Origin of the sequence: Chryseobacterium sp. Y16C, from assembly GCF_022488405.1 — a bacterium.
In the GTDB taxonomy this organism is placed as follows: Bacteria; Bacteroidota; Bacteroidia; order Flavobacteriales; family Weeksellaceae; genus Chryseobacterium; species Chryseobacterium geocarposphaerae.
Window position 1 is genome coordinate 3102835 of record NZ_CP092711.1, and the last position, 24782, is coordinate 3127616.

General features: G+C 35.7%; 22 protein-coding genes and 2 tRNA genes. 13 read left to right on the plus strand and 11 right to left on the minus strand.

What is annotated here, in order from left to right:
• Positions 1-262 precede the first annotated feature (262 nt).
• The 3 genes from MKS83_RS13910 to MKS83_RS13920 all read left to right on the plus strand — a co-directional run bounded on the left by MKS83_RS13910 (position 263) and on the right by MKS83_RS13920 (position 8252).
• Positions 263-2557 carry a fibronectin type III domain-containing protein gene (locus tag MKS83_RS13910; RefSeq protein ID WP_240580188.1) on the plus strand — a complete coding sequence of 765 codons (2295 nt, stop codon included), beginning with the start codon at positions 263-265 and terminating at the stop codon, positions 2555-2557.
• Between the two features lie 155 nt (positions 2558-2712).
• Positions 2713-5049 (plus strand): T9SS type B sorting domain-containing protein, encoded by a 2337-nt coding sequence (locus MKS83_RS13915; RefSeq protein ID WP_240580189.1) that lies wholly within the window; start codon positions 2713-2715, stop codon positions 5047-5049.
• A 107-nt stretch (positions 5050-5156) separates the two neighbouring features.
• On the plus strand, positions 5157-8252 hold the full coding sequence (locus tag MKS83_RS13920) for a T9SS type B sorting domain-containing protein (protein WP_240580190.1): 3096 nt from the start codon (positions 5157-5159) through the stop codon (positions 8250-8252).
• 87 nt (positions 8253-8339) lie between these two features.
• On the opposite strand, the gene MKS83_RS13925 is transcribed toward MKS83_RS13920, so the two are convergent.
• The 5 genes from MKS83_RS13925 to MKS83_RS13945 form a co-directional block, all read right to left on the minus strand.
• Entirely contained in the window at positions 8340-9455 is a 1116-nt protein-coding gene (locus tag MKS83_RS13925) for a retropepsin-like aspartic protease (protein ID WP_240580191.1), read from the minus strand.
• A 122-nt stretch (positions 9456-9577) separates the two neighbouring features.
• A complete protein-coding gene (locus MKS83_RS13930) occupies positions 9578-10462 on the minus strand; it encodes a ferric siderophore ABC transporter substrate-binding protein (protein WP_240580192.1) in 885 nt (294 codons plus the stop codon).
• Positions 10463-10485: 23 nt separating this feature from the next.
• Positions 10486-10884, minus strand: coding sequence for an ExbD/TolR family protein (locus MKS83_RS13935; protein WP_240580193.1), 399 nt, complete (start codon positions 10882-10884; stop codon positions 10486-10488).
• 9 nt (positions 10885-10893) lie between these two features.
• Positions 10894-11598, minus strand: coding sequence for a MotA/TolQ/ExbB proton channel family protein (locus MKS83_RS13940; protein WP_100377490.1), 705 nt, complete (start codon positions 11596-11598; stop codon positions 10894-10896).
• Between the two features lie 177 nt (positions 11599-11775).
• Positions 11776-12237, minus strand: coding sequence for a hypothetical protein (locus MKS83_RS13945; RefSeq protein WP_100377491.1), 462 nt, complete (start codon positions 12235-12237; stop codon positions 11776-11778).
• 168 nt (positions 12238-12405) lie between these two features.
• Here MKS83_RS13945 and MKS83_RS13950 point away from each other — a divergent pair, with 168 nt between their 5' ends.
• The 4 genes from MKS83_RS13950 (at position 12406) to MKS83_RS13965 (ending at position 15642) form a co-directional block, all read left to right on the plus strand.
• Complete coding sequence (locus MKS83_RS13950; RefSeq protein WP_240580194.1) at positions 12406-14202, plus strand: DUF885 domain-containing protein; 1797 nt, start codon at positions 12406-12408, stop codon at positions 14200-14202.
• A 76-nt stretch (positions 14203-14278) separates the two neighbouring features.
• Positions 14279-14830: a hypothetical protein gene (locus MKS83_RS13955; protein WP_240580195.1), complete on the plus strand. Its 552-nt coding sequence runs from the start codon at positions 14279-14281 to the stop codon at positions 14828-14830.
• 4 nt (positions 14831-14834) lie between these two features.
• A complete protein-coding gene (locus tag MKS83_RS13960) occupies positions 14835-15281 on the plus strand; it encodes a DinB family protein (protein ID WP_240580196.1) in 447 nt (148 codons plus the stop codon).
• Between the two features lies 1 nt (position 15282).
• Positions 15283-15642, plus strand: a complete 360-nt coding sequence (locus MKS83_RS13965) for a hypothetical protein (RefSeq protein WP_240580197.1) — start codon at positions 15283-15285, stop codon at positions 15640-15642.
• Between the two features lie 5 nt (positions 15643-15647).
• On the opposite strand, the gene MKS83_RS13970 is transcribed toward MKS83_RS13965, so the two are convergent.
• Positions 15648-16268 carry an endonuclease III domain-containing protein gene (locus MKS83_RS13970; RefSeq protein ID WP_240580198.1) on the minus strand — a complete coding sequence of 207 codons (621 nt, stop codon included), beginning with the start codon at positions 16266-16268 and terminating at the stop codon, positions 15648-15650.
• Positions 16269-16301: 33 nt separating this feature from the next.
• On the opposite strand from MKS83_RS13970, the gene bcp reads away from it, so the two are divergent.
• A complete protein-coding gene (gene bcp / locus MKS83_RS13975) occupies positions 16302-16751 on the plus strand; it encodes a thioredoxin-dependent thiol peroxidase (protein WP_240580199.1) in 450 nt (149 codons plus the stop codon).
• A gap of 15 nt (positions 16752-16766) precedes the next feature.
• Positions 16767-17243: a hypothetical protein gene (locus tag MKS83_RS13980; protein WP_240580200.1), complete on the plus strand. Its 477-nt coding sequence runs from the start codon at positions 16767-16769 to the stop codon at positions 17241-17243.
• A 10-nt stretch (positions 17244-17253) separates the two neighbouring features.
• Here the strand turns inward: MKS83_RS13980 and MKS83_RS13985 are convergent, their stop codons facing one another.
• From MKS83_RS13985 to MKS83_RS14005, 5 genes are read right to left on the minus strand one after another with little or no spacing between them, the layout of a single operon-like run.
• Complete coding sequence (locus tag MKS83_RS13985) at positions 17254-17796, minus strand: GNAT family N-acetyltransferase (protein WP_240580201.1); 543 nt, start codon at positions 17794-17796, stop codon at positions 17254-17256.
• Complete coding sequence (locus MKS83_RS13990; protein WP_240580202.1) at positions 17756-18427, minus strand: hypothetical protein; 672 nt, start codon at positions 18425-18427, stop codon at positions 17756-17758. Before MKS83_RS13990 ends, MKS83_RS13985 begins: the two co-directional genes overlap by 41 nt.
• 34 nt (positions 18428-18461) lie before the next feature.
• On the minus strand, positions 18462-19541 hold the full coding sequence (locus tag MKS83_RS13995; protein WP_240580203.1) for a mannose-1-phosphate guanylyltransferase: 1080 nt from the start codon (positions 19539-19541) through the stop codon (positions 18462-18464).
• Between the two features lie 2 nt (positions 19542-19543).
• On the minus strand, positions 19544-20134 hold the full coding sequence (locus MKS83_RS14000; protein ID WP_240580204.1) for a SprT-like domain-containing protein: 591 nt from the start codon (positions 20132-20134) through the stop codon (positions 19544-19546).
• A 1-nt stretch (position 20135) separates the two neighbouring features.
• Complete coding sequence (locus MKS83_RS14005; protein WP_240580205.1) at positions 20136-21458, minus strand: TolC family protein; 1323 nt, start codon at positions 21456-21458, stop codon at positions 20136-20138.
• A 102-nt stretch (positions 21459-21560) separates the two neighbouring features.
• Here MKS83_RS14005 and MKS83_RS14010 point away from each other — a divergent pair, with 102 nt between their 5' ends.
• From MKS83_RS14010 to MKS83_RS14025, 4 genes are all read left to right on the plus strand, one after another.
• Positions 21561-22805 (plus strand): bifunctional folylpolyglutamate synthase/dihydrofolate synthase, encoded by a 1245-nt coding sequence (locus MKS83_RS14010; protein ID WP_240580206.1) that lies wholly within the window; start codon positions 21561-21563, stop codon positions 22803-22805.
• 44 nt (positions 22806-22849) lie between these two features.
• Positions 22850-22924: transfer RNA gene (locus MKS83_RS14015), tRNA-Val, on the plus strand.
• A 33-nt stretch (positions 22925-22957) separates the two neighbouring features.
• Positions 22958-23032: transfer RNA gene (locus MKS83_RS14020), tRNA-Val, on the plus strand.
• Positions 23033-23401: 369 nt separating this feature from the next.
• Positions 23402-24637, plus strand: a complete 1236-nt coding sequence (locus tag MKS83_RS14025; RefSeq protein ID WP_078797519.1) for a site-specific integrase — start codon at positions 23402-23404, stop codon at positions 24635-24637.
• Positions 24638-24782: the final 145 nt, after the last annotated feature.

The following is a 24782-nucleotide window of genomic DNA, read 5'->3' on the forward strand; positions in this document are numbered from 1 at the left end:
TATGCAAGCCCAATCCTTTATAAAAAACAAATATAACTCTAATATTGTTCAAAGCCTAAGGATGTGAAAAAAACATTAAAGACATCGGCTTTTTTAGTGAAAAAAATTACAAAAAAAGAAAGCATTATGACTCCAATTTGAGATATGAATAAATGACCATTCAGGTCTCCGGATTTTAAAGATAAAACTGAAAAATATTCTTAAAAATCATATTGCAAATTAATTTTTGAAATAACAATTACTAACGATAAAACAAAAATATATGAGAAAGCATTATCTGTTATGGATGATATTACTTCTTCCTTTTTTTAAGCTGAATGCACAGACCTACTGTACACCTACTGTCGGAGGAACGTCCACAGCAAATTATTTAAAAAATGCTATTTTTTCGGATCAGGGAGCATTTTATTATGACGCGACCACGTATCAAGCCTATGTAGATAATTCCGCGAGCCAAATGGTAACCTCTTACCCGGGGGGAACGGTGAAAGTACATTTAGAATTTATAGGAAGCGGAACAAAATCTCTTGTCTGGGTAGATTGGAACTCGAATGGGGATTTCAATGATTTCTATGAAAATCCTATTGGAGTGTCTGCCTATTCAACGGTTGATGACCAATTTTTCGTTCCACCGGCTCAGGCTCCGGGAATTTACAGAATTAGGGTACAAACAGGGACAACCCTTAGTGGTACTCCAAATCCTTGCGGACCCAATACTAATGGTAATGGAAACTTTGTAGACTTCAGTTTAAAAATTGAACCTGTTCCTACTTGTTATGTTCCTTCCGCTCTTACTTCCGGCAATATCACAACCAATACAGCAACGATTTCCTGGACAGCTCCGGCTACAGCTCCTGCAAACGGTTATGAGTACTATTATACCTCTTCAACTACTGTTCCTACCGCTTCTACACCGGAATCAGGAACAAGCATTACAACCTCTAAACCTCTTAGCGGATTGGCTTCTTTTACCACTTACTATTATTATGTAAGATCTGTTTGTGGTACATCCAATAAAAGTGCTTGGTCTTTAAGAGGAACATTTAAGACCAAATGTGATCCTATGACTTCTATGTTTCAGGACTTTGAAACTGCAACCACGGGAACCGGGTACATCGTAGACTGTTGGGATAAAATTATTTTGGGTACCGGGTACCAAGCTGTTTCTACAGGTTCAGGGGTTAACAGCTCAAAAGGAATGTATCAAAGTGCAAATGGAGCTGCCAATACCGTTATTGCCGTTCTTCCGGCATTCAGTAATCTAAACGCCGGGACCCATTGGCTTAGATTTAAAGCTAAAACAAGCAGCGGATCGGGAACATTAGATGTGGGATATGTTACCAATGATACTGATGCTTCCTCTTTTGTAAATATTCAATCTGTAACATTTAGCAATACTGTATTTGATGGATATGAATATACAGTAGTTGTACCTAATACTGTTCCGGCGAATGCAAGATTAGCCATTAGACACGGAGGTGTACCTTCTGTAAATATATATTGGGATAATGTTTATTGGGAACCCAAACCATCATGTATAGCCCCGTCTAATATAGTATTATCAAACGTTACCAGCGCATCGGTTGATATTGCATGGACAACTCCTACACCCGCTCCCGCTTTAGGATATGATATCTATTACAGTACAAGCAGTACTCCACCGACTTCTTCTACCCTTCCAAATGTAACAGGAGTAACCGCAAACCCTTATACATTACCCGGATTGAATTCGGCAACCACCTATTATATTTGGGTAAGAGCAAGATGCAGCGGAACAGATCAAAGTGCATGGGCAAATATGACCTCTATCTTAACACTTTGTGCTCCACAAACATCTCTTTTTGAAAATTTCGATTCTTATAACACCGGCTTGATTGAAACCAATGCACCATGTTGGAAAAAATTAGTTACTAATTCCGGAAGTGTAAATATAAACTCAGCAGGAGCCTATTCCGGAACAAGACATATTCTGCAAAGACCTCTTACCGGAACATCAATGGCCATTTTACCGGAGTTAAGTAATATCAATGCAGGAACACATTCATTAACGTTCAGAGCATACTGCAGTGTAAATACTGGTAAAATAAAAGTTGGTTATATAACAAATCTTACAGATATCAATTCCTTTGTATTGATTCAGGATGTGAATATCACCAATACCGCTTATACAGGATCAAGTGAATACAGTGTGGTTATTCCGAATACCGTTCCTGCTACAGCACGACTTGTCCTATATACAACATTTGCCGAAGGAGGTAATGCTCTATACTATTGGGATAATATATCTTGGGCTCCTACTGTAGCATTGGGAACCAGTGAAGTAGCAGCAAAACATGACATCACGATTTATCCTAATCCATTTACAGATATGATTAATATTTCCGGAGATGTACAGTTACAGTCTGTTTCCATCTATGATGCTTCAGGTAAAATGGTGAAAGAAGTAAAATCTTCAGAAAAAACAATCTCATTACACGAACTTAATTCTGGTGTGTATATGATAAAATTAACCCTGAAAAATGGTTCTTCTAAAACAATAAAAGCTGTTAAAAAGTAAATATGTTGTTTCTGTCATAATAAGTGGCGAGGTCATCTCGCCGCTTTTATGGCAGATTTTATTCTTTCCGTTTTCTTACCCAATTTGATTAAAAATGCCTATTCAAAATGATATAAAACTCTATCTATTTTCAATTATAAAAACAAAAATATTCAATGATTCCTAACAATACTTCTCATCATATAAAACAATGGCTTAGCTTTTCGAATAAGCTTTTGTTTAGTTTTTTATTGATCCTCTTTGCTAGCAACGATCTTTTTTCGCAAAGAGATACCGAACATTGGTTTGCTCCAATGATGTCTAGACTTAATCGGAATAATGACAGACAAGCTCTCTTCTTATCTACAGATTCTGTTACTCCATTTCCTGTTACTATTTACAACAACAATATTGCAATTGGTACGGTAACTATCAGCAAAGGAAATCCACAATCTTTTGTTATTCCCATGGAGCTCATGATTGCCGATTCTCCAACAGAAATATTTAAAGTAAAAACAAGAGGATTGTATGTAAAAGGAGACAAACCTTTTTTCTGTACTTTCAGATTTTCTGTAAAGGCTCATGCCGAAATCCTTACATCCAAAGGCAAAGCCGGCATCGGCACAAAATTTTACACAGCCTATGGACCTATCACGGTATCTTCATCAGCATATAACTTTAGCTGCGGGGTATTAGCTACGGAAGACAATACCAAGGTAACTGTTTCTGGTTATAATCCTTCCGTTCAGTTTTCTAACGGAACAACAGGAGCTAACACTCCTGTTATTACTTTTACATTGAACAAAGGAGAGTCTTATATAATAGAAGGAATAGGAAATATCCCGGGAAATCATACCGGTTTTATCGGAGCTAAAATTGAATCAACAAAACCAATTACAGTTACCAATGGAAATTTCAACGGTCAAATCGTAGGATCAAATAACGGAGGGGATATTTTGATGGATCAATGTATTCCTACAGATCGAATAGGTGATGAATATGTGTTAATGAAAGGAATGGCTCTTCTACAAGAAAATACAGAAGGAGCAATAGTCGTTGCTACAGAGAACAATACTCAGATTTACCTGAATGATGAAACCACTCCCGTTACCACTTTGAACGAAGGGCAATTTTATAGAATTAACTCTACAAGTTATGTTACTCCCAATTTTAGTGGGCATTACAATATGCGCATTAAAAGCACAAAAAAAATCTATGTTTATCAGCTGATGGCAGGAACTACAAACCAGAGTGATATTACTCCCGGAGCAAATTATATTCCTCCTCTCAGTTGTTTTCTTCCTAAAAAAATAGATGAAATTGGGATGATTGATATTATGCCTTATTATACAGCTTTTACCCCTGCGGTGAAGCTGAATATTATTACCGAAACAGGAGCAAGCGTCGCTGTAAACGGAGCAACCTTATCCGGTATTCAAGGCCCCTATCCCGTAACAGGAAATCCTAACTGGCAAACGTATTCTGTAAATAATATAAAGGGGAATATTACGGTAACCTCAACCAAAGCCGTCACTGCCGGAATAGCAGGTGGAGATGACGCTGTAGGCTATGGCGGCTACTTCGCCGGATTCTCTTCCGTTCCTGTGATTGCCAAAAAGAACGGAAACTGTATTCCGGGAATGATTCTGGAAGTTGACGACAGCTACGCTTCTTATCAGTGGAATTTTAATGGAAATCCGATTCCGGGAGCCATTACAAATAGCTATTCTCCAACCAAAGCGGGAAATTATACCGTGACCGTTTCTACAGGAGGAAGCTGCCCGCCGGCAACAACTCCTGTATTTGAAGTAGTAACGCCTCCTGCACCTCCTTCTTTACTTACCGACCAAACGATTTGTATCGACGCAACGACAACATTAGATGCGGGACCGGGATATCAGTCTTATGAATGGAGCACGGGAGCAACAACACAATCTATCTCTAATATAGGACCGGAAAATTATTGGGTGATTTTAGGGTATAACGATTGTTTTAACAAATATGACATTGTTGTTAAAACAGCCCCAAAACCGGTGATCAAAAGTATTGATCTTGAAAATAAGAAAGCGACCATTACCGTAACCGGAGGAAAGCCTCCTTATCTGTATTCTACTAACAAGATAACTTGGCAAACTTCTAATGTATTTAACAATCTGCCAAACGGACAAAATACATTTTATGTAAAGGATGCTTACAATTGTGAACCTGTACAGGTAGAACTGACCGTAATCAATATCATCAATGCCATCACTCCGAACGGAGACAACATTAATGATACGATTTCTTATGCAGAGCTTAAATACAAGAAAGATCTGTCTTTCTCTGTGTATGACCGATACGGAAACAATATTTTTAAAGGCACTGCTTTCAACAATTATACATGGGACGGAAAATTCAGCAACAAAAAATTGCTTTCCGGAACGTATTGGTACGAAATATCATGGAAAGAATCCAATCTACAAAACGCTACAATTAAATACACAGGTTGGATTTTATTAAAAAACAGAGACTAACTTTTTTAAAGTTTACAACTATTAACAATCACAAATCATCAACAAAAGCACCTTAACTCATTAAATCGCTGTGATGGTTTGTTTAATTTAAATTTTCCTCATAATTTATGAAAAGGATCTTATTTATTTTTATATTGTTTTTATCTCTTGGTTTGAATGCCCAAAGAGATACAGACCATTGGTTTGCGCCTATGGCAGGAAGTCTTACCAACGGGAGCCCTAAACAGGCTTTGTTTCTATCTACGGACAGCACAACTCCTTTTCCTGTTACCATTTACAATAATAATATTGCAATAGGAACCATAACGATCAGTAAGGGAAGTCCTCAAACATTCGATGTACCGCTCAATTTCATGCTTGGTCAGAATCCTTCTGATGCCATGAGTGTAAAAACCAGAGGGCTGTATCTTCATGGCGATCTTCCTTTTTTTGTGACCTACAGGTTTTCGGAAATTAATCATGGCGAGATTTTGACCTCTAAAGGAAAAGCAGGAATCGGGACATTGTTTTATGCTGTCTATGCTCCCCTTCCGGCTACTGGTGTTCCTGCCGGTGGCGTTCAAAATTTCACTTGCGGTATTTTGGCAACAGAAGACAATACACAAGTTAAAGTTTCGGGATATGATATGACCACCTGGTTCATTAATAATTTCAATGGTCTTACCCATCCTTCGATTACCATTACTCTAAACAAAGGACAGTCTTACATATTTACTGGGGCAGCAAACAGACCGGGAAATAGAGACGGATTTATAGGAGCTAAAATAGAAGCTACCAAACCAGTATCTGTGACCAATGGAAATTTCCGTGGTCAATTCGGTCTTAATCCGCCATATAACGGTGAAGATATCATTATGGATCAGTCAGTTCCCGTTGAACGTTTAGGGAATGAATTTGCCCTTATCAAAGGAATGGGGAACATTCTTCCAGAAATTGAAGGAGCGCTCATCGTAGCCCCTGAAAATGACACTAAAGTATGGTTGAATAATAACCTTACCCCTGTTGCCACGTTAAATGAAGGTGATTATTACCGAGTAACCGCCCAAAATTATATCGTAAACGGACCTTCTCATCTCAATATGTATATTAGAACCAGCAAGAATGTCTATACCTATCAGCTTTTATCAGGTACTGCAGATAACGATGCTACAGAAGGGTTTAATTATATTCCGCCATTAAACTGTTTACTTCCCAAAACGATTGATGAAATTGGGAAAATAGACGAAATGCCTTATGCGACTACTTTTAGCCCGCCTCTTTTTGTAAAATTAAATATCTTAACACAAGTCGGAGCCACTGTAACGGTAAACGGTGTTCCTCTGGCTGCAACTTATGGTCCCTTCCCCATTACCGGAACGACGAATTGGGTATCATACACCGTTCCCAATATTGCGGGTAATATTACTGTAAATTCAACAAAAGCAGTTACTGCAGGAATTGCAGGAGGGAGTGGTAACTTAGGTTACGGAGGTTATTTTGCCGGGTTCAGCTCTATTCCTGTTATCAGCAAAACCACAGGAGAGTGTGCTCCGGGAATCGTTTTACAGGTTGACAGCGGTTTTAACAGTTATCAATGGAATCTTAATGGAAATCCTATTCCGGGTGCTACATCCAACACCTATTCTCCTACACAAGGAGGAAACTATACCGTAACAATTACTAAAGAAAACTGTACTTATACAACCTATGCTTACAAGGTATATTCTTGTTTGGTAAATACTGTAAAACCATTAAATATCTGTAGTACAGGTACTCCGATTACCATAACTCCGGCTTTTACCGGCTCTACACAAACTCCGGTTCCTTCTACAGTACAAATCATTAATCCGCCTGCAAACGGTACATTAACCGTAAATTCTGTAACAGGAGTATTAACCTATACAGCGAATGCAGGAACAACAACAGACATATTCACTTATAAATTCTGTGGAAATGATCCGAATTTTACAGACTGCGAGCAGGTAAAAGTAAATATTACTGTAGTTCCGCTGGTTCTTACAGATACTACAATAAGCGCTTGTAATGTCGGTGGAAATGGTATTTTCGATTTAACCACCGCCAATGTGGGAGCTCCTGCTTCAGCAACTAAAAAATATTATCGAACATTAGCAGACTTAACTGCAAATATTAATGAAATTATCCCAGCCAATGCATTTCCGTCAACAGTTCCCGCCAGTGTTTATGTAAAAGTAACCACAGTAGACGGCTGTACTGCCAATGCTAAGATCACCCTGCAATTTTATCCGAGAGTTAATGTACAGGAGGCCGTTTTAACCGAATGTTTCAACGAAACCGATCCTAGCACAGGAACGTTTAATCTGACGACAGCCGCCGTTACAACCACCAATCCTATAACTAAAAAATATTATCCGACACTTACTGATGCAACCAACGGAACCAATGAAATTACTTCACCTGCCAGCTATGTTTCAGCGAATTCTATTGTTTATGTAAAAGTTATTTCCAACGACGGATGTTTCGACTTTGCTAAAATAACCCTGAAAGTTATTCCTCCGAAACCATCTGCAGTTTTGAAGGATCAAACAATATGCCCGGAAGGCCGCACGACTTTAGACGCCGGCTCCGGTTATACTTCTTATTTATGGAGTACAGGAGCAACCACACAGTCTATACAAAACGTTCCGGTAGGAGATTACTGGGTTGTTCTTTCTTCTGATGGCTGTAAAACGAAACAATTTGTGAAAGTGCATCCTTTCGAGCTTCCAAAAATTAAAAATGTTAACTTAAAAAACAATACCGCAACTGTGATTGCAGAAGGTGGAGTTCCTCCTTACCAATATTCCAGAGACGGACAAATATGGCAGGATTCCAACCTATTTACCTATCTTCCTCGCGGTAAGAACAGTTTTTACGTAAAAGATTCTAACAATTGTGCTCCGGTTCAGATTCAGGTAACAGTGGCAAACCTTGTCAATGCAATTACTCCCAATGGAGATGGCAGAAATGACACTTTGGATTATTCTGAGCTCTCTCATCTGAAAGATTTAAAAATCTCTATCTATAACAGATATGGGCAGCTCCTTTATTCTTCAGATAGAAATAATAACTTCAAATGGGACGGCTCCATTAACGGAACCCCTGTAAATAGCGGCACCTATTGGTACGAAATAAAGTGGACCGATCCGGACACCAATAAAATGGTTACTTACACCGACTGGATATTGGTAAAAAATAGAAATTAAAGAAATTCATATGATGATTAGGATTGGGGATTAATATTGAGGGAATATTTTTGTTTTGAGCTGTCTTTTTTAGACAGCTTTTTTTTATTAATTCAACAACTGTAAAAGGTTTTTCTTTTCTATGGTAAATCTTTTATGTGACTCATTTTCAAGAGTGATGATGGTATTATTGTCAAGTATTTTTTTCACCTCACAGAAGATTTCATCGTTTACAATTGATACGTCCATCGAATTTATTTTTATAATTCTTTCCCCAAGATTCAGTTCTGATAATGAGTCTATTATCAGCCTGTTAACTATAATCAAGCGGTCTTTATTTACAGCAAACGATACTCCGAAAGAATTATATGCAGGTGTATCACCATTTGGATATAAAATGATTTTTTTATTGATAAAATCCAGAACTATCAAATAATTTTCCATGAATTTAGTTCCCACTAAGTTGACAGCGTCTAAACTGCTGTCTATAATCTGATTTCCGACGTTTATATTACCAAACTGAACTTCCATTATATCAACCTCTTTTTCACCTTTGCTTATACTATTTAAAGACTGCGCAAGTAAACCTTCAAAAATCAGAAAATCATGATCTTTTATCTTGTTATAAGATTGCTGATTAAGAGAAAAGCCCATCCCTGAACCCGTATCAAACACATAGTCTAAAATTTGCCCTCTTATTTTCACTTCAATTTTTGGAACACCTATAAATTTTTCTTCTGTAAAAGGAATTGCTACAGAGCCTGAATAAGAATCATTCTCTATTTTGTCAAACACTGTCAGCGTTTTATTTTTAAAATCAATTTGCCACATCTTATCTTTCATCATATTTGCTCCTAAGATCCCACTTATCTTTTTGCAGGCACGAGAGCTTATCCAGCCGATATCAGCAAACGAAAAGTTGACATTTTTAATATTTAAATCTGCTACCTTTAAAGTATTAATCGTGAAGACATCCATTTTAGATTTCGCATTATTCGCATCTATTGACTCAAATATAATGTTGCTTTTTTTAGCATTAATTTTATTCTTCAGTTCATCTGAAATAATAGTAAAAGCCCCGGTATCAAATATAAAATGATGTTGATCATTCTTTATCGTTACATTTAAGACGATCTTTCCTTCTATTAATTCAAAAGGGATTACGGTTGCTTTGAAAAAAAACGGACAAAGTAATAATAAGATGATTAAAGAGTTAAATTTCATATTTCTATTGTGATTTATTCATGGTATAAGCAAATATAAGCACTCTCTCTATTTCTCCAAATAAAAAACCGTGTTAAAGTTGTTACACTTTAACACGGTAGTATAAAAATTAAATTATTTTCTTAGAAGGTAATCTTGTACGTTCCTGTTGAAGAAACATTGGCTTTTTCAGCCTTTACATACTTTTTTACCCAGGAAACTGAAGTAGAAGAAACACAAGGGTCTGAAATCCCTCCTGATCTTCTCGCAGAAACCACATTCCCTGCTTTATCCACCGTATAAGCAATGGTAATAGATCCACTTGCTGTACAGCTGTGAGACGGCTGTGATCCACCTCTACCCATAGTCCCGGGAATGTATCCTACCAATTTTCTGTCGATTCCTACTCTGCTGTCTCCATTTCCGTCACCACCTAGAGGATCTCCCGCATTTCCGATACCTTCTCCATCACCCTGACTTCCTGCTTTTGTACCTCTTCCTCTTATTAAATTTCCTATAGCAGCTGTTCCTTTCCCATCACCGTTTCCGGTTTTTGAATTCGCAGTAACTGCACCTGATTTTTTAGTGTTTTTAGAAGCACTTGTACTTGTTGCGGATTTTTTATTATCCGCCTTTGACTCCTCTTTTTTCGGAACCGTTACTTTAGAATTATTTCCTGTAATAATTTTATCCTTAGCCTCTGATTTTTTGGTTTCAGGTTGTGGTTCAGGCTTTATGATGGTTTTTGTTTCAGGAACTGCCGTTTCTACAGGTTCAGGAGTAACTTCTTCCGTAGCAGCAGCCAGACTTCCCGGCTGATCTGCAGGTTCTTCTACCCCATTTCCGTTTCTGTTATCCCCGAAATTGACCAGCATTGTCGTAACAACCTCCGGTTCCGGATCCAATTCAGGTTTTAATTTATATAAAAAAACAAACAACAAGATCGCAGACCAGATCAGAACAGAAAGCAATGCGCTTTTTATCCGGTCCCTGTTTTCTTCCTGTTTATTTATAGCATAAGTCTTCATCGTAAAATAATCTTTATTCGTGATTATTTATCCTTTACTGTTGCAATTGCAATATTAAATTTGTGTTTTTCCGCAATTTCCATCGCAAATACCACATCTTTATGCATTGTATTTTCATCCGCTCTTATCGTAAAAGATTTGTTTGTTTGACCAGCCAGTTTATCAACAACGATTTGCTCTAGCTGATCTCTATTGACAGGAGTATCGTCTACAAAATAAGAACCGTCAGGTTTTATACTTACCGTTAAAGGATTAGGAATATTGTCTTCTACCGCTCCCGTTTTCGGAAGCTTTACATCTATCGCACTTTGATTGGCCGCCGAAGACGTTACCATAAAAAAGATCAGCATCAGCAAGATAACATCGGTCATCGCTGCCAAACTGAACTCGGGATTCGCTTTATTTCTTCTCTGAATTTTCATCTGGAAAGATTATAAAGGTTTGTTGATAAGATCTAAAAATTCACCAGACATATTCTGAGCCTTCAATACAAACTTATCAATTCTTGTTAATAACAAATTATAGAAGAAGTTAGCCGGAATTGCCACTGCAAGACCTACCGCAGTTTGTCCTAAAGCCGTATAAATTCCTTCGGAAAGTGTTTTAGGAGAGAAAGATCCCGTTGCGTGAGAAAGGTTAAAGAACGCAATAATCATCCCGATTACCGTTCCTAAAAGTCCCAACATAGGAGCAATACTCGGAACTACCGCTAAAAGATTCAGGTTTTTTTCCATATTCGCGACCTCAACCTGAGCCTGAGATTCCATGGCACTCACAATATCAGAAACAGGACGCCCTAATCTTGAAATTCCCTTTTCTAAAATTCTTCCCTCCGGAGAGTTTTGTCTTTTACAATAGTCTGAAGCAGATTCTATTTTGCCTTCTTTAATGAAGTCTTCAATATTATCCATAAAATTGGAATCCGTTTTTGAAGTCAATCTTTTAATAAAGAAAAAACGTTCAAAAAACAGATACACCGAAAACACACCAAGTGTTAGTACGGTCACCATCACTATTTTAGCGAAAGCACCTCCATGAAACATAATCTTCCAAAATGAAAATTCTAAATCTTCTGTGTTCACTGCCGGTGTAGCAATTTGTGCAAATAAAATCTGAGTAAGTTCCGTTAACAGCATTAATATGTAGTTTTATAATGGTTTTAAACGACAAAAATAATAGAATATTATTAATTGATGTCTTAAAAAATGCTTAAAAACAACTTAAAATTAAGTTGCTTTTTACAAACAGCAAAATTCTTTCCAAAAAGTATTGAAAAGAATTTTTAGTATAAAAAATATTAAGATATAAGGATATTAATCCTCGTCTACCTCAATATCATCTTGTTTAAATTCGCATTTAAGCCTGAAAGGTATCGGAGTATCTGAACCCGTATAAAAATCATCAATTGTACCTTTCCAGATCACCTGAAGCTCTCCTTCTTCATTCTTTTCAAACTGAAGCTCGTTATCATAGATGAAAGCCTCTTCATCATCAAAAAGATCTACTTCTGTGTAGCTGTCTTCATCAGAATCATTAATTTGAATTGTTTTTCCCTCTATTTCCGCAGATTCGATAGGGAAATCGAAGACCTCAAGCGAAAGTTGTGGAAAATTGTACTGCAGAGAATCATCGTCAACGTGATCCAAACTGTCATCCGTAATAACTTCAACCTCTAAAAAATGTTGTTGGTTGCTATAGACCGCTTTGCAATAAGTATTTCTGATATTGTATTTTAGCGTTTCGTCCGGATGGTAAATTTTTAAAATCCCTTTCATTATTTCTTAAAAAAAGAACTGTAATAGTATGATTGTTAAACGTTTTCAGCAAAGATAAAAAATAGATTGAATGTGAAAAATATTTTGAAAAATATTTTTGCAAAATCCTCCTTCAAAACACCCTTTTTTGTTATTATTAATTACTTTTGTTTTTCAAAGATTCTGAAAATGAAAAACATTGTATTTAAAAGCATCGTCGGTTTGGGATTACTCATGGGTGTGGCCTCTTGTAAGAAGTCGGATTCTCCACTAACAAAGGTAACGCCCAGTAATTTAGATTCTATCGCGTCGAACTATTATGAACAATATCTGAAGCTTTACCCTCTTGAAGCGACTTCCCAGGGAGATCTCAGATACAATGACCAATTGCCGATCAATATAGACAAAGATTTTATTTCCGGTGAAGTTTCTTTTTATAATTCAGTACAGAAACAGTTGGAAAATGTTGATTATAAGAATCTTTCTGATGAAGACAAAGTTGTATATGATGTACTTGACTTCATGCTGAAAGACAGAATTGAAGGATATGCCTATCACCCAGAATATATTCCGTTTACCCAATTTGGAGGTTTACCTTTAAGTTTCCCTCTTTACGGAAGCGGACAGGGAAGCCAGCCTTTCAAAACAGAAAAAGATTATAGCGACTGGCTAAAAAGAATGGAAAAATTTCCGGATTGGATGAATGCTGCCACGGAAAATTTCAGGGAAGGAATCAATAATAAAATGGTATTGCCTAAAAAGCTGGTTATTAAAATGATCCCTCAAATGAGAGCGGAAGAGATCATTACCACAGATTTGGATAAAAATATTTTTTACGGACCCGTTAAAAACTTCCCGAAAAGCTTCACTAAAGAGCAGAAAGATAAATTTTCCGGGCTTTACAAGGAAACTATTTTAAAAAAGATTATTCCTGCATACACCAAAATGGGTGACTTCTTAGAAAAAGAATACTTACCTAAAGCAAGAGAAACTGATGGATACAACAGTCTTCCAAATGGAAAGGAAATTTATCAGTATTATGCAAAAAGCTGGACGACCACCAACAAATCTCCTGAGGAGATCAACAAGATAGGTCTTCAGCAAGTGGCTATGCTTCGTGCGGAAATGGAAAAAGTAAAGCAACAGGTTGGCTTCACAGGGACTTTGGAAGAATTCATCAGTTTTGTAAAAACAGATCCTAAAGCAATGCCTTACAAGACTTCCAAAGAAGTTTTAGGTGCATTCAATGGAATTTTGACGAAGATTACCCCGAAGCTTAAAACCATGTTCTCTGTAACTCCAAAAACTAAATTTGAGATCAGACAGACCGAGAAATTCAGAGAAGCCAGTGCAAGCGCGGAATACATTCAGGGAACTCCGGATGGAAAAAGACCTGGAATTTTTTATGTTCCGCTTCCGGATCCTTCGAAATTCAATGTGACTTCAGGCATGGAATCGCTTTTCTTACATGAAGCTATTCCGGGACATCATTATCAGGTTTCTTTACAACAGGAAAACACCAAACTTCCCAAATTCATGAGATTCGGATGGTTTGGAGCATACGGAGAAGGATGGGCACATTATTGTGAAACATTAGGCCCTGAATTCGGATTGTACACAGATCCTTATCAAAAAATGGGATATCTGAGTGATCAGATGTTAAGAGCAGTAAGACTGGTTGTAGATACCGGTTTGCATACGGGAAAAATGACAAGAGAAGACGCTATTAAATATTTCCTAAGTAATATTTCTTATGACGAAGCAGGAGCAACAGCCGAAGTGGAAAGATATATGGCGATGCCTGGACAGGCTTTAGGATATAAAATAGGCTCGTTAAGAATTCGTGAGCTTAGAGAGAAATACCAGAAAGAACTGGGCCCAAAATTCAATTTAGCAAGCTTCCACGATGAAGTTTTAAGCCAAGGATGTCTTCCTTTGGATGTACTGAACAGAAAAATGGAGCTTTGGGCTAAAAAGCAGAAGTAATTCCTCATTAAAAATATTAAAGTCACAAATTAATTTTTGTGGCTTTTTTGTTTAAATTTATACTTTAAACCTAGCAATGATAAAAACAATATCTTTCTTTCTGGGTTTTGTTTTAGGATTATCTGTTCTGGGTTGTAATATGGATAAAAAGGTTAAAGAAGATTTTGAGAAATTTAGTGTTGACAAAAACCTTCCTCAAAATGACACAATCAGACTCCTTTCAAAATACCCTGAAATAAAATTATTCAGTAATGAAAAAATAAAGAGTAAAACCAGAACGGCCTATATTTTTCAGCATGCAGGGATTCTCCCAATGGATAATTATAAATGCAGTATGACTTTAAAAAATGATACATTAGAAATTTTACTAAACAATAACAACAGCTATTTTGGAAACGGGATTTTTATAAAGGTCTTTGAAAAAAATTTTTTAATTAACGACATAGATCCCAAAACTTTACATGGTGAAATAAAATTTATAAAAACAAAGCCTCTTCATCAAAAATTAGTATTAAACAAAGACAGTTTTGAGAAAAATGATAGTATTTACGGGTTTATAGATTATAAAACCAAAGTAGACTCATTTAATAAAACATTCAGAGGATATTTTAAAGCTTTAATTCAATAGAAAAATGATAACAGAAGATCTACAATCACTTTATACAAGAGATTTAAATAAATTAAAACTGGAAATTGAGTCTTATCAAGACGAAGCATCAATTTGGAAAACAGATAAAAACATTTCAAATTCTGCAGGGAACTTATGTCTGCATTTGATTGGAAATCTTAATCATTTTATCGGAGCTCAATTAGGAAATTCAGGGTATATCAGAAAGCGTGAGCTTGAATTTTCGTTAAAGGACATTCCAAGAGCTGAGCTTATTGAAAAAATCGAAGGAACATTGGAAGTTGTAATTTCAACATTCAATACACTGTCTCGCGAAGATCTGGAAAAAGATTTTCCTCTTGAAGCTTTAGGATATAAAATGACCACGGAGTATTTCCTGATCCATTTATTTGGTCATTTAAGCTATCATCTGGGACAGATCAATTACCATAGAAGGTTGTTGGATATTTAAAATGGAACGGTTTTATCCTAATATTAATAAAGAAGTTTTTGAAAACAGAATTCTAAAAATTCAAGAAAATGAAGGCAACAGTACACTGGTCGTGAATACTATTGGTAAAAAAATTCAACATTATAATGTCTATGAAACATTTTTAGATTTATGTAAAGAGTATAATGTTGAATTTAATTTTTCTCAAATAAAAAATGCATACAAAGTAACCATTTTATCAAATGGTTATGAATCTCATTCAATGATTTACAAAAATAAAGACAAAGATATTAGCATTGACTTGGCTTTTATACTTTATTCTCAACTTTCAATTCAAATTCTAAATAGAGATTTTATTACTAAAATGAATTCACAAAACTGAAACTTTTATTTCTCAAATATCATTTTTGTAATGAAGTCTTTCTCTCCTTTTCCTCTTGCGGGAGAATATTCTCTTCCGTAAAAAATAATCTGAAGGTGAAGCTTATTCCATACTTCTTCTTTCCAGATACTTTTTGCGTCTTTTTCAGTTTCTACGACGTTTTTCCCAGAGGTAAGCTTCCACTGCGTCATCAATCTGTGAATGTGTGTATCGACCGGAAAAGCAGGAAATCCGAAGCCCTGGCTCATCACCACAGAAGCCGTTTTATGGCCAACTCCCGGAAGCGCCTCTAATTCTTCATAAGTTTGAGGTACTACTCCATGATGTCTTTCCAACAGGAGCTCTGCCATTCTTTTTAGGTTTTTGGCTTTTGTATTCGCCAGTCCGATTTCTTTGATCAGTTCTTTGATTTCCGAAACCTCCAACCTTGCCATTTTTTCAGGAGTTCCCGCCACTTTAAACAGGTTTGGAGTTACCTGATTCACTTTTTTATCGGTAGTCTGAGCAGATAACGCTACCGCCACCATCAAAGTATAGGGATCGGTATGATCCAACGGAATCGGAACTTGTGGATATAGTTTTTCTAATTCGGTCTGAACAAGCTCGGCTCTTTGCTTTTTTGTCATTTAACTATTAAATTTGAACAAAATTAAATCATTATGCTGAAAATTGGAGATAAACTACCACAATTTGAAGGAACAAATCAGGATGGAGAAACGGTACAATCGGAGAAATTAATCGGAAAAAAAATTATTATTTTCTTTTATCCTCAGGCAAATACACCAACCTGTACTGTAGAAGCCTGTAATTTGAGTGATAATTATTCAAAATTGGAAAAGGCAGGATTTCAGTTATTGGGAATAAGCGGAGATTCTGTGAAAAAACAGAAAAATTTCCACAATAAATTTGCTTTTCCTTATGATCTTATTGCTGATGAAAATCGTGATATTATTGAAAAATTCGGGGTTTGGCAGGAGAAAAAAACGTTTGGGAAAACCTATATGGGAATTGTAAGAACGACCTTTATTTTTGATGAAAAAGGAATTTGTATGAGAGTCATTGAGAAAGTAACTTCAAAAACAGCAGCTGAGCAGATTTTAGAGGAATAATTTAACATTTCATATATGCCGATCAAAAAACTCATCATTGCTTTATCAATTTTCTTTTGTGGATCTTTATTTAAGGCACAAAAGCTTAATGATGAAAATCTTGTTATTTATAAATTGAAATTTGAGAAAAATTTAAAAAAAGCGAAAAGTTTAAAGTATCAAACGGTTCATGGTTATTCAAAATCCGAAAGCCTCTACAATGATTTTGAAAAAGACTTAATAAAATTCGGTTATGTAAGGACTGAAAATCAAAATAACCAGCAGGTTTTTGAAAAAATCAAATCTTTAAAAGAAGGTAAAAATAACTATGAAACCGCTTGTTTACCAACTTACAGGGATATTTTAATTTATAAAAATCAGAATGGCAAGATTTTAAAGATAATTAAAGTTTGTACGTCGTGCTATTCAAATCAAATCGTTACTTTAGAAAGCGAATCCGAATTGCTGATGAATTTTTCGGATTATGATGCTTTGCAGGAATTATTGAAGTAATCTAAGTTCTTTATTCTGTTTCGTAATACCTCAACTCCTCATTTTCCCCGGGAAGAACTATATGCTTCTGGAATTTTAACCCCAGTTTCTCGATTAATTTCTGGGAAGAAAAATTGCCTTTTGAAGTAATTGCAGAGATCTTTTTTAGCCCAAAATCATCTATTCCTATGGATTTGACTTTTGAAGCGGCTTCATACGCGTACCCTTTTCCTTCAAACTCATCTAATAAAGAAAATCCGATATCTACCACATCCAATCCTTCTCTTTCGAAAATTCCTACTCCGCCAATTTTGTGATTTCCTTCTTTGGTCAGTACTAAATAATTTCCGTAGCCCAATCGTTCAAACTGTGGAAGAAACTTTTCTTTGATGTAGTTTTCTGCATCTGTAACCGTTTTTATATGACGATCTCCGATGAACTGAATAAACTTGGGCCTGTTGTAAAGATCAAGAATGAATTCTCCATCTTCCAAAGACATTGGACGGATGATCAACCTTTCTGTTTCGTAGAAATTATCTGCGTTTTGTGGATGAATTTGATTTTTTAGGCTCATCTTTCGGGGGATCTTTTTTTTCTATTTTTAAAAGTCTCGGATTATTCTTACATTTCTTATTATAAAGCTCTATATAAGTTCCGTTGTCTTGTATATTGGCCACTTCACCTGTCGCCTTATTCACAGTGATATTAAAATGCTTTTTCTGGTAAGGGCATTCGTTTGAGGTAAGTTTTCCAACTTCCAGATAATAGTTTTTACCGTCTTCCGCATAATTTCCCGCCAGGTCATTAAACTCTTCATCTACAAAGTATCCTTCATCTGTAAGCATAATTGCTGCCTCTTCTACATTATCTATTTTACCTGTAAATTTTCTGAGCGAAGGAAGATCTGTTATATATTCTATTTTACCTGCTGAAGAATAAACAACATAAAAGAAGCCGTTTTCATCAGGAAATAAATTAAAACCTGAGGATTGCGGTATGTACTCCTTCTTCGTTCCAACAACTCTTACTTCCTGATTTTTACCATAATTATTATGAACTAAAATCCAGAAATCTGTTTTCTGATTAGGAATAATACTCTGTAAAATATTAGAATAGCCTGTAAAATGTTTTTTCTCCTGAGAATAAGCGTTTATTCCCAACATCAGAAAAGAAAATATACCAAATTTTAAAATTGCTTTTATCATAGCTAAATAACAGACACAAAGTATGCCATCTTAATTACATAAAACGTTCCCCTTTTTTGAAGTTTTTAAGATCTAAAACGTAATCTTTTATTAGCTGATCATGCTCTCTTGGGCAAATTAGCAGCACTTTATCAGTATCTACAACGATATAATCTTTCAATCCGTCTATCACAACCATCTTATTGCTTTTGGCATGAATAATATTGCCTTCTGCATTATACGTTAAAAGATGCTTTTGATTAACAGAGTTTCTATTTTTATCTTTCTCTGTGTTTTCATACACCGAGGTCCATGTTCCCAGATCACTCCATCCCAAATCTGCGGGAATTACATATACATTCTTCGCTTTTTCGAGAATTCCGTTATCGATTGAAATTTTCTGAACCTTTGGATAAATAAGCTCTATACAGCTCTGTTCATTACCTGCATTATAATCACACGCCATGAAATGTTGTGTCATATCTGGAAGATACATTTCAAAAGCATGGTGAATACTTTTAACATTCCAGATAAAAATTCCTGCATTCCAAAGGAAATCTCCGCTCTCTAAAAAGCTCTGCGCAATTTCCAGAATAGGCTTTTCAGTAAATGTTTTTACCTTGAAATAATCTGCATTTCTCTTTTCTACGAACTGTATATAACCGTATCCTGTATCAGGTCTCGTAGGAGTGATTCCCAATGTTACCAGATACTCATTTTCAGATGCCAACTCAAAAGCAAGCTCTAATTTCTGTAAAAAAACATCTTCTTTAAGAATCAAATGATCGGCTGGTAAAACTACCATGGTCGCATTAGGATTCTTTTCAGCGATTTTGTTAGCCATATAAAGATTACAGGCCGCTGTATTTTTCATCAATGGTTCTCCCACAATATTTTCTTCCGGAATTTCCGGTAATTGCTGATGAGATACCCCTACATATTCTTTATTCGTAATGACAAATATATTTTCAGCAGGGATTATTTTACTGATCCTGTCATACGTCTGCTGAATCATTGTTCTTCCCGTTCCTAAAATATCCTGAAACTGTTTCGGGAATTTTTGTGTACTTAAGGGCCAAAATCTGCTTCCGATTCCTCCCGCCATTATCACACAATATTTATCTGACTGTAACATGTTCACATACATTTTTCTACTCTGGCTAAAGGTCTGAAAGAATACTTTCTTCCGGTAGCCAAATTCTTACAAAGATAGTTTTTTTTAATAAGTCCTTCCTGCAGATATTTTTGATTTTGATAAACAAAAAAACCTCCTTTCTCTATTTCTTCAATATAGCAAAAATTATCATCTGCTTCTCCTGCATGAAAAAACTTAACTAAATCCGGACTTGCCATAAAATTGGCTTTGGGAGATTTTGAAAACTTGATAATAATGGGTTTCAGCGCATCTTCATATACTTCAATACTCTCCAAAAGCATTTCTCTAAAAGTGGTTTTCCACTCATTTCCATGAGGAGATATCCTCCTTCCAAACTTTTCAAAAGCAACAAGATGTGCCAACTCATGAGTAAGCACGAAGAAAAAAAGCTGTGGGGATAATGTTGAATTTATTGTAATTTCATGGGAGTTATCATGTAGCTTCCTATAATCTCCCAATTTTGAATTCCGCTCTCTTGTTATCTTTATATGAATATAATAATCTGAGAACCATTTCTTTAAATAAGTCCGTGTATTTTGAGGTAAATATTTTTCTAATGTTTCAATAGACATTCTACAAACTTAGTGGAATTCCGGCATAGAAGTTCAATAATTTTAAGCTGAATAAATAATTATATTTTGCCTGAGCAACAGAACCTTGTGCATTCGCATAGTTATTTCTGGCAACATTCAGATCAAAAATAGTCGTTCTTCCGGCAGCATAGCTTTTTTCAGCAAAATCCATGGATAATTTTGAGCTTTTCTCTGCTTCCACTGCAGCTAAATAGGTCTCATAGTTTGAATCTGCATCAAACTGTGCCTTCTGAACGCTTTGTCTTACAGACTGCTTCTGCTGATCCAGATTATTTTTAGCAATACTTTCATTAAGTTTGGATTGCTCAACCTGTAGCTTCGTTTTTCCTTTATTAAAGATGGGAACATTGAGTGATAATCCTACATTTTGCCCGAACTGATCTTTATATTGTTCAAAAAAATTTCCCTGTACAACGCCTGGCATAGGATCAAACTGCCTGTTATAGAAAGTATTAAGACCCGCACTAGCTGTTAAAGTAGGCCAAAATGCCGTTTTGGTTACTTCAGTTTGTGCTTCAGCAGATTTGATTCTGCTTTCTGCGGCTTTTATCTCAGGGCGTGTTTCATACGCCGTAGCCAACACCTGATCTGCTGTCGTCAACTGAAGGTCTAAATTTTCTGGGATATTAACATCTTCCACATCAAAATCTTTATAATTAGGCAGCTGCAAAAGCTGAGCTATTGCAAATAAAGCTCTCCCAACATCTATTTCAGCTTTTTTAAGGTTTTGTTTTTCTCTGGCATAGGCAGCTTCCGCTTCAGCTAAAACCGTTTGAGCAGTCGTTCCTACCTGTGTGGTTATTTTTGCTCTCTCGTATTGTTTTTTAGCATTATCCAGCGCACTTTGAGAAATTTTAACAATTTCTTTATTCAAAAGAGCGGTCAGATATTGTTGGGCAATCTGAAGAGAAATATCATTTCTGATAGCTTCTATGTCATATTGACTGGCTTCTACATCAAACTGAATTTTTCTTATATTTTTTTCGAGTCTCCCATTATTATACACTACGATATCAGCACCTACTCCTACGTTGTTATTAAACCTGTCATTTCTGAAACTACCCGCTCCTAAAGATCCCTGTCCAAAACTCACCCCATTTGACATATTTCCAGATACGCTAGGCAAATATTCTTTTCTGGCTGATTTAAGGTTATATTCCTGATTCTGCTTGTTATATTGATTTTGGATAACCTGAAGATTATGTTCTACTGCATAGTTTACACACTCTCTCAGTGACCACTTTTTCTGAGACTTTAGTCCCAAACAACTTAATCCTAAAATGATTACCAAAATTTTTTTCATAATTAATTCAGCTTTTATGACATTAGACGCGAATATGTAAAAAAAGTTACAATTAAAAAAAATTAATGTCCCTTTTTAAAAAACTTTTGAGAATTTTGTATCATGACAAACGAACAATACCAAGAAGCCGTAAACTGGCTTTTCGTGCAAGCTCCTAATTATCAAATCGATGGTCAAAAAGCATATAAACCTGGCCTACAAAATATAACCAGACTTTGCGATTTCTTTGGAAATCCTCAAGAAAAAATAAAATGTATTCATATCGGAGGAACCAACGGAAAAGGTTCTTCAAGCAATATGCTCGCTTCTGTGCTTCAGGAAGCTGGTTATAAAACCGGACTTTACAATTCTCCGCACCTGATCGATTTTACAGAACGTATCAAGGTAAACGGTAAAAACTGTGATAAAAATTTTGTCTTTGATTTTATTCAAAAGCTAAAAAATCTTCCCAAAGATATTAAACCTTCTTTTTTTGAATTTACTACGGTTATGGCTTTTGAATATTTCTATCAGCAGAAAGTTGACTTTGCGATTATCGAAGTCGGATTAGGCGGAAGACTGGACTCAACAAATATTATTAAGCCACTGGTTGCCGCCATTACTAATGTTCAGCTCGATCACCAAAACATTCTAGGTGATACCATTGAAGAAATTGCAGCAGAAAAAGCAGGAATTATTAAAAAGGACATCCCTATTATTTCGGGAGACGAAAATAATTCGGTAAAAAATATCATTAAAAACAAGGCAGATCAGGAAAAAGCACCATTTATTGATGCCACTTTATTAAAAACTGAACTTACTTCAGATCTGAAAGGCAATTATCAAGCTAAAAATATTAAAGTCGTTCTGGCATTAATAGAAGAACTAAAAAAACTAAATTTATCTATTTCTGATAAAAATGTTGAAGACGGTCTTTTACACGTTCATCAAAATACCAATTTTATTGGCCGTTGGTTTGAATTCTCTAAAACTCCTTTGACAATTTGTGATACCGGGCACAATCAGGCCGGGTTAGAGTATGTTTTTGACCAGCTAAATTCCATAGATAAGCATAAACATATCATTTTAGGCTTCGTGAATGACAAAAAAATCGATGAAGTCACCAAAATTTTACCTGAAAATTCTGAGTTCTATTTTGCCAAACCTTCCATTAACAGAGGAAGAGATCCCAAAGATTATGAAGATCTATTGATTGACGCAAAAATTTCTTATAAAATTTTCGATTCTGTACAGGACGCCTATCTATCTGCAAAAGAACGCTGTACAAATGAAGAAATGATTTTTATCGGCGGAAGTAACTTTGTAGTGGGAGAATTTTTAGAAAAAAATTTGGAGGTTTCCAAATAAGTCGTATATTTGCACCACTCTAATCGAGGAAACAACGATAAAGAGGGTTCTTAGCTCAGTTGGTTCAGAGCATCTGGTTTACACCCAGAGGGTCGGGGGTTCGAATCCCTCAGGACCCACAGAAAAGGAAACGAAACCTTTCAAAAAAATTCGGGTTCTTAGCTCAGTTGGTTCAGAGCATCTGGTTTACACCCAGAGGGTCGGGGGTTCGAATCCCTCAGGACCCACAACTATTAAAACAAAATAGTTCAAAATGCTGTAAAACATATGTTTTACGGCATTTTTTGTTTTTATGTCTGTTCAAAAAGCGTTAAAATTTAACAATCTGAAAGTGACCTATTCGTTGACCTGTTTAAATGAGCCTTAACAGGTCACTAGAAAATTTGATTACGCTGTCCCGATTATTGGCACCAATCAAAAATTTTAGTAGCACTAATAGCGATCCTTTTAGTGACCTCTTCAGTGACCTAATATATTTAGATCAAATAGGTCACTAGAATTTGAAAGAAATCCTTTGTACAAGCCAGTTTAGAAAGTGAATATCTTGTACGAGGTTAGGCTCAAGATTAATTTTAAACTCTAAAATAAAAGGCAAAATGAACAAGACATTCAACTTACTTTTCTATGTGAAAAAGTCCAAAACAAATTCAGAGGGTCAATCTCCAATCTATATGAGAATTACGATTGACGGCAAAATTTGCGAGATATCCACGAAACGCCATATACTACCTACAAGGTGGAATTCCCAATCACAAAAAGTTGCTGGTTCTTCGGAAGAAAGCAGATCGATAAACTTCTATCTGAAATCTCTTGAACAGAAGGTCTATGACACCTACCATCAAATGATCAGGGACAAAGAAACTCCAACTTGTGAGGCTTTAAAAAATAAACTAATTGGGAAAGATGATTGCAAAAGAACATTAATTCCCATATTTAATGACCATAATAATCGAATGAAGAAGCTTATAGGACAGGAATTTGCGCAAGGAACTCTTGAACGTTATAACATAACTTTGCAACATACCCAGCAATTTCTGAAATGGAAATATAATACAACAGACATTGATATTTTAAAAATAGATCTAGCATTTCTAAACGATTTTGAATTTTACTTAAGAACAGAAAAATCTTGTAGCAATAATACCGCGGTTAAATATGTTAAAAAGAATTTTGGAAAAATTATCAGAAACTGTATTGCTAATGGCTGGATCACAAAAGACCCGTTCTTGAATTATAAGTCTTCATTTGATGAAGTCACAAGAACCTTTCTAACTGAAGAGGAAATTGAAAAGCTTTTTAATAAAGACTTTAAAAATGAGCGTCTCTCTCAAGTGCGGTACATATTTTTATTCAGCTGTTTTACTGGGTTAGCTTATATAGATACCCAGAACTTGACCCACAAAAATATCAGGGTCGGGCTGGACGGCAACAAATGGATTTTCACAAACCGGCAAAAAACCAAAACGGCATCTAATATTCCATTACTCCCACAGGCTGAAGAAATAATAAAAAAATACCGAAATCATCCTACCTGCCTAAATAATGGTAAATTACTTCCTATCCTTAGCAATCAAAAAATGAATTGCTATCTCAAAGAGATTGCTGATCTATGCGAGATTGACAAAGAATTGACATACCATATTGCACGTCATACATTCGCTACCACTATTACTTTATCAAACGGGGTTCCCATCGAAAGTGTAAGCAAAATGCTTGGTCATAAGAATATTAAGACCACTCAACATTACGCTAAGATTTTAGATCAGAAGGTAAGTGAAGATATGTCTAATCTAAAAATGGTTTTTAAAAACAAGGGAAAAATGGAAATATAGACTAAGTTTCTGTACTCTGCATAGCATTTTCTTATCTTGACATTGTCGTCCAGTAATGCAAAACCTTTTTACTGAATTGTTAGAAAATAAATTTACGCATAGAATTTGCTAATCTTAACTTTTCAATACCAAATTATAAACCAAA

Bases quoted from the DNA above. Each gene is read 5' to 3' on its own strand.
- MKS83_RS13920 (WP_240580190.1), top strand. From the start codon at position 5,157: ATGAAAAGGATCTTATTTATTTTTATATTGTTTTTATCTCTTGGTTTG.
- MKS83_RS13935 (WP_240580193.1), bottom strand. From the start codon at position 10,884: ATGAAAATTCAGAGAAGAAATAAAGCGAATCCCGAGTTCAGTTTGGCA.
- MKS83_RS13925 (WP_240580191.1), bottom strand. From the start codon at position 9,455: ATGAAATTTAACTCTTTAATCATCTTATTATTACTTTGTCCGTTTTTT.
- MKS83_RS13950 (WP_240580194.1), top strand. From the start codon at position 12,406: ATGAAAAACATTGTATTTAAAAGCATCGTCGGTTTGGGATTACTCATG.
- MKS83_RS14000 (WP_240580204.1), bottom strand. From the start codon at position 20,134: ATGTCTATTGAAACATTAGAAAAATATTTACCTCAAAATACACGGACT.
- MKS83_RS14010 (WP_240580206.1), top strand. From the start codon at position 21,561: ATGACAAACGAACAATACCAAGAAGCCGTAAACTGGCTTTTCGTGCAA.
- bcp (WP_240580199.1), top strand. From the start codon at position 16,302: ATGCTGAAAATTGGAGATAAACTACCACAATTTGAAGGAACAAATCAG.
- MKS83_RS13940 (WP_100377490.1), bottom strand. From the start codon at position 11,598: ATGCTGTTAACGGAACTTACTCAGATTTTATTTGCACAAATTGCTACA.
- MKS83_RS13990 (WP_240580202.1), bottom strand. From the start codon at position 18,427: ATGATAAAAGCAATTTTAAAATTTGGTATATTTTCTTTTCTGATGTTG.
- MKS83_RS14005 (WP_240580205.1), bottom strand. From the start codon at position 21,458: ATGAAAAAAATTTTGGTAATCATTTTAGGATTAAGTTGTTTGGGACTA.
- MKS83_RS13965 (WP_240580197.1), top strand. From the start codon at position 15,283: ATGGAACGGTTTTATCCTAATATTAATAAAGAAGTTTTTGAAAACAGA.
- MKS83_RS13955 (WP_240580195.1), top strand. From the start codon at position 14,279: ATGATAAAAACAATATCTTTCTTTCTGGGTTTTGTTTTAGGATTATCT.
- MKS83_RS13960 (WP_240580196.1), top strand. From the start codon at position 14,835: ATGATAACAGAAGATCTACAATCACTTTATACAAGAGATTTAAATAAA.
- MKS83_RS13945 (WP_100377491.1), bottom strand. From the start codon at position 12,237: ATGAAAGGGATTTTAAAAATTTACCATCCGGACGAAACGCTAAAATAC.
- MKS83_RS13985 (WP_240580201.1), bottom strand. From the start codon at position 17,796: ATGAGCCTAAAAAATCAAATTCATCCACAAAACGCAGATAATTTCTAC.
- MKS83_RS13910 (WP_240580188.1), top strand. From the start codon at position 263: ATGAGAAAGCATTATCTGTTATGGATGATATTACTTCTTCCTTTTTTT.
- MKS83_RS14025 (WP_078797519.1), top strand. From the start codon at position 23,402: ATGAACAAGACATTCAACTTACTTTTCTATGTGAAAAAGTCCAAAACA.
- MKS83_RS13970 (WP_240580198.1), bottom strand. From the start codon at position 16,268: ATGACAAAAAAGCAAAGAGCCGAGCTTGTTCAGACCGAATTAGAAAAA.
- MKS83_RS13995 (WP_240580203.1), bottom strand. From the start codon at position 19,541: ATGTTACAGTCAGATAAATATTGTGTGATAATGGCGGGAGGAATCGGA.
- MKS83_RS13980 (WP_240580200.1), top strand. From the start codon at position 16,767: ATGCCGATCAAAAAACTCATCATTGCTTTATCAATTTTCTTTTGTGGA.
- MKS83_RS13930 (WP_240580192.1), bottom strand. From the start codon at position 10,462: ATGAAGACTTATGCTATAAATAAACAGGAAGAAAACAGGGACCGGATA.
- MKS83_RS13915 (WP_240580189.1), top strand. From the start codon at position 2,713: ATGATTCCTAACAATACTTCTCATCATATAAAACAATGGCTTAGCTTT.